The following is a 3907-nucleotide window of genomic DNA, read 5'->3' on the forward strand; positions in this document are numbered from 1 at the left end:
GTTGATTTAGTATCATTATTTATATATAACTCTAAATATTTAGTAAAATTTATTGTAAATGCTTCATAAATAGGACTTAAACTTAAGTAATATTTTCTAATAAATTTGCAACCAAAGTAGCATTAAAATGAAGTGGTAGTATTTTATTTTTTACCAAATAGGTTGATAAAAAGGTAAATTAATACCAATCCAATTATTCAAGATTTAGTACTTTAGCAGCACAAAATTTAAAGAAATGAAAAATACTGCTTTAACTCACATTCACGAATCTTTAGGTGCTAAAATGGTGCCATTTGCGGGCTATAATATGCCTGTGCAATATGAAGGCATAAATATTGAACATGAAACTGTTAGAAATAGCGTTGGAGTTTTTGATGTTTCACATATGGGAGAATTTTACTTAAAAGGTAAAAACGCACTTGCTTTAATACAAAAAGTAACTTCAAACGATGCTTCTGTTTTAACCGACGGAAAAGTACAATATAGCTGTTTGCCAAATGCTGATGGTGGTATTGTTGATGATTTGTTAGTGTATAGAATTAATAGCGAAGAATATTTTTTAGTTGTAAATGCTTCAAATATTGAAAAAGATTGGAATTGGATTTCAAAACACAACGATTTAGGTGTAGAAATGATAAATAGTTCTGATGAATATTCTTTATTGGCAGTTCAAGGTCCAAAAGCGGCAGAAGCACTTCAGTCATTAACTAAAATTGATTTGGCTGCAATGAAATATTACACCTTCGAAATTGGAAATTTTGCAGGAATGGATGATGTTATTGTTTCAGCTACAGGTTATACCGGTTCAGGCGGATTTGAATTATACATAAAAAATAAAGATGCAGAAAAAGTTTGGAATGCTGTTTTTAAAGCGGGTGCTGATTTTGGAATAAAACCAATTGGTTTAGCTGCAAGAGATACATTACGTTTAGAAATGGGATTTTGTTTATATGGAAACGACATTAATGATACAACTTCACCAATTGAAGCTGGTTTAGGATGGATTACAAAATTCACTAAAGACTTTGTGAATGCTGAAGAAATTAAAAAACAAAAAGTTGAAGGTATATCAAAAAAACTAGTAGCTTTTAAAATGGTTGATAAAGGTATTCCAAGACATGATTATGGTATTGTAAATACTGCAGGAGATAATATTGGTATTGTAACCTCGGGTACTATGAGTCCTTCTTTAAAAGAAGCCATAGGAATGGGTTACGTCACACTTGAAAATTCAAAAGCTGGTTCTGAAATTTACATTCAGGTTAGAAATAAAAATTTAAAAGCTGAAGTTGTAAAATTACCTTTTTACAAAGGTTAAGAATTTTCAGGTATTTTACCCTGAACACCTTCATAAAATTTATAAAAGAAGTTAAAATCTTCCTCCATATTATCAGTTAAATAATAAGGTTCGGAGATTTTAATTTCTTTGTCTTTAAAGTTAAATGTGAACATTACAATTGGCACCTTTGCTCCTTTTGCTATATAATAAAAGCCAGTTTTCCAATTATCAACTTTTTTTCGAGTTCCTTCAGGTGATAATGCTAAAATAAAATTTTCATGAGTGTTAAAAACGTCAACAATTGCATCTACTTTGTTATTGCTTGTACTTCTCTCAATTGGTGTTCCTCCTAGCCATCTAAAAATAAATCCAAAAGGAGGTTTAAACAATGATGCTTTTCCAATATAATTTGCGGGTAAATCCTCTGCAAATTTTATTGCAACTCCTAGTGGAAAATCTAGCCAATGCGTGTGTGGAGCTCCTATAATAACATATTTCTTAAGTTCTCTAGGAAAACTCCCTTTCGTTTTCCAGCCTAAAACAGTGTATAATATAAATCGCGCAAATAATTTCATATGGTTGTTAATAACTCAGATTTAATTTTAATTGTCTGGCTATGGCAACAAATATAAAAATCTTAATTTTAAAAATTGAAATTATTATTAATTACAATTATGAAATATTTTACAATTTTAATACTACTGGTAAACTTTTCAATAATAAGTGCTCAAGAAATTGAAACTAAAACAGGGCCAATAATTGAGAAATATGGAAAAGTTTATCAAGTTCAAAATCCGGATTTAGAGCTTGATAAAGACACAACCTATAAAGTGATTTTTGATATTTTTACTGACAAATCGCAAGATGACAAAGTTAATCCACTACTAAATGCGGTTGCTCGCTATTTAAATATGCATGCGCAGCAAGGAATCTCATTAGATCACATGAAAACAGTGGTTATTTTACATGGTGCTGCTACAAAAAGTACTATCGATAATGTTGCTTACCAAAATCGGTATGCTATTCCAAACCCGAATGCTGAAATAATTACTGAATTAAAAAAAGCAAATGTTGAAGTATATGTTTGTGGGCAGTCTTATTTGGCAAGTGGTTTTCAGCTAGAAGAAAAATCACCCAATGTAAAAGTAGCTTTATCGGCTTTAACAGCTTTGGTTGAATATCAAACAAAAGGATATCAAATTATTAATTTTAATTAATTTATGGAACAATATATTATCAATGCAATCATATTTGTTGTAGCTATACTCATTGGTTTATTTTTGGGTAAATTATTAATTAAAAGTAGCTATGAAAAAGTGACTTCTGAATTAGAAATAAGAAATAAACTATTACTTGAAGATAAACAACTTAATGAAAATATAATCAATAAGTTAAATGAAGAAAAAAGTATTTTAAATAATGAAAAACACTCTTTAGATTTAAAGCTTTCTGATAAAGTTTCAGATTTGAAATATTTAGAAGAAAAGTTACAAGATAACAAAGCCGATGTTGAAAAATTACAAGAAAAATTCGCAAAAGACTTTGAAATTTTAGCCAATAAAATATTAGAAGATAAATCTGCTAAGTTTACAGAACAGAATAAAGAAAACATAAAAAATATCTTAAATCCACTTCAGGAAAAAATTCAAACTTTTGAAAAAAAGGTTGAAGATACACATAAGGAAAGTATTGATTATCACGCCGCTTTACGTCAACAAATAGTTGGGTTAAAAGATTTAAATCTTCAAATGAGTAAAGAAACCATTAATTTAACCAAAGCATTAAAAGGTGATAGCAAAACACAAGGAAACTGGGGAGAATTGGTATTAGAACGTGTTCTAGAAAAATCTGGCTTAGAAAAAGATAGAGAATATTTTGTGCAACAAAGTTTTACAAATGATGAAGGTAAAAGAATACTTCCTGATGTTGTAATTCATTTACCAGATTCTAAAAAAATGGTAATTGATTCAAAAGTTTCATTAACGGCCTATGAACAATACATTAATGCTGATGATGATACTGAAAAAGTGCAATTTATAAAAGAACATGTAAATTCACTAAAACGTCATATTGAACAGTTAAGTGAAAAGAAATATGAAGATATTTATAAAATTGAATCTCCAGATTTTGTTTTGCTATTTATACCAATTGAACCTGCTTTTGCAGTTGCATTAAATGCTGACAATCAGCTTTATAATAAAGCTTTTGAAAAGAATATTGTAATTGTAACACCTACTACCCTTTTAGCTACTTTACGTACTATAGATAGTATGTGGAATAATGAGAAACAGCAACGTAACGCCATTGAAATTGCTTTACAAGCAGGAAGACTCTATGATCAATTTGTAAACTTAACAGAAGATTTAATTAAAGTTGGAAACCAGCTAAAAACTGTACAAGGTTCTTATGATGTTTCTATGAAAAAGTTAACCGGTAGCGGAAATTTGATTAAAAAAGTTGAAAGTATTAAGAAATTGGGAGCAAAAGGAACTAAAAACTTTAATGATAAATTATTAGAACGAGCCAACGAAGATGATGAATAAAAAATCCTGCACTAGGCAGGATTTTTTTTTAAATAATATAGTTTTTAAATTACCATTTAAATAATGGTTTGTCTGCCATCATTTC

The 3907-nt window shown here is 29.0% G+C and carries 4 protein-coding genes; 3 read left to right on the forward strand and 1 reads right to left on the reverse strand.

What is annotated here, in order from left to right; all coding sequences use genetic code 11:
- The first annotated feature begins 235 nt into the window (after nucleotides 1-235).
- Nucleotides 236-1318, forward strand: coding sequence for a glycine cleavage system aminomethyltransferase GcvT (gcvT, locus tag Q0352_RS08410; protein ID WP_299526577.1), 1083 nt, complete (start codon nucleotides 236-238; stop codon nucleotides 1316-1318).
- Here the strand turns inward: gcvT and Q0352_RS08415 are convergent.
- The gene (locus Q0352_RS08415) at nucleotides 1315-1854 is read right to left on the reverse strand and encodes a 1-acyl-sn-glycerol-3-phosphate acyltransferase (RefSeq protein WP_299526580.1); all 540 of its coding nucleotides are present in this window, start codon (nucleotides 1852-1854) and stop codon (nucleotides 1315-1317) included. The genes gcvT and Q0352_RS08415 overlap by 4 nt on opposite strands.
- Before the next feature lie 99 nt (nucleotides 1855-1953).
- Between Q0352_RS08415 and Q0352_RS08420 the strand changes: the two genes are divergently transcribed.
- Together Q0352_RS08420 and rmuC are read left to right on the forward strand one after the other, a co-directional pair.
- A complete protein-coding gene (locus Q0352_RS08420) occupies nucleotides 1954-2496 on the forward strand; it encodes a DsrE family protein (protein ID WP_299526583.1) in 543 nt (180 codons plus the stop codon).
- Between the two features lie 3 nt (nucleotides 2497-2499).
- Nucleotides 2500-3822 carry a DNA recombination protein RmuC gene (rmuC, locus tag Q0352_RS08425; protein WP_299526586.1) on the forward strand — a complete coding sequence of 441 codons (1323 nt, stop codon included), beginning with the start codon at nucleotides 2500-2502 and terminating at the stop codon, nucleotides 3820-3822.
- Nucleotides 3823-3907: the final 85 nt, after the last annotated feature.

The organism is uncultured Lutibacter sp., assembly GCF_937891065.1.
GTDB lineage: Bacteria > Bacteroidota > Bacteroidia > Flavobacteriales > Flavobacteriaceae > Lutibacter.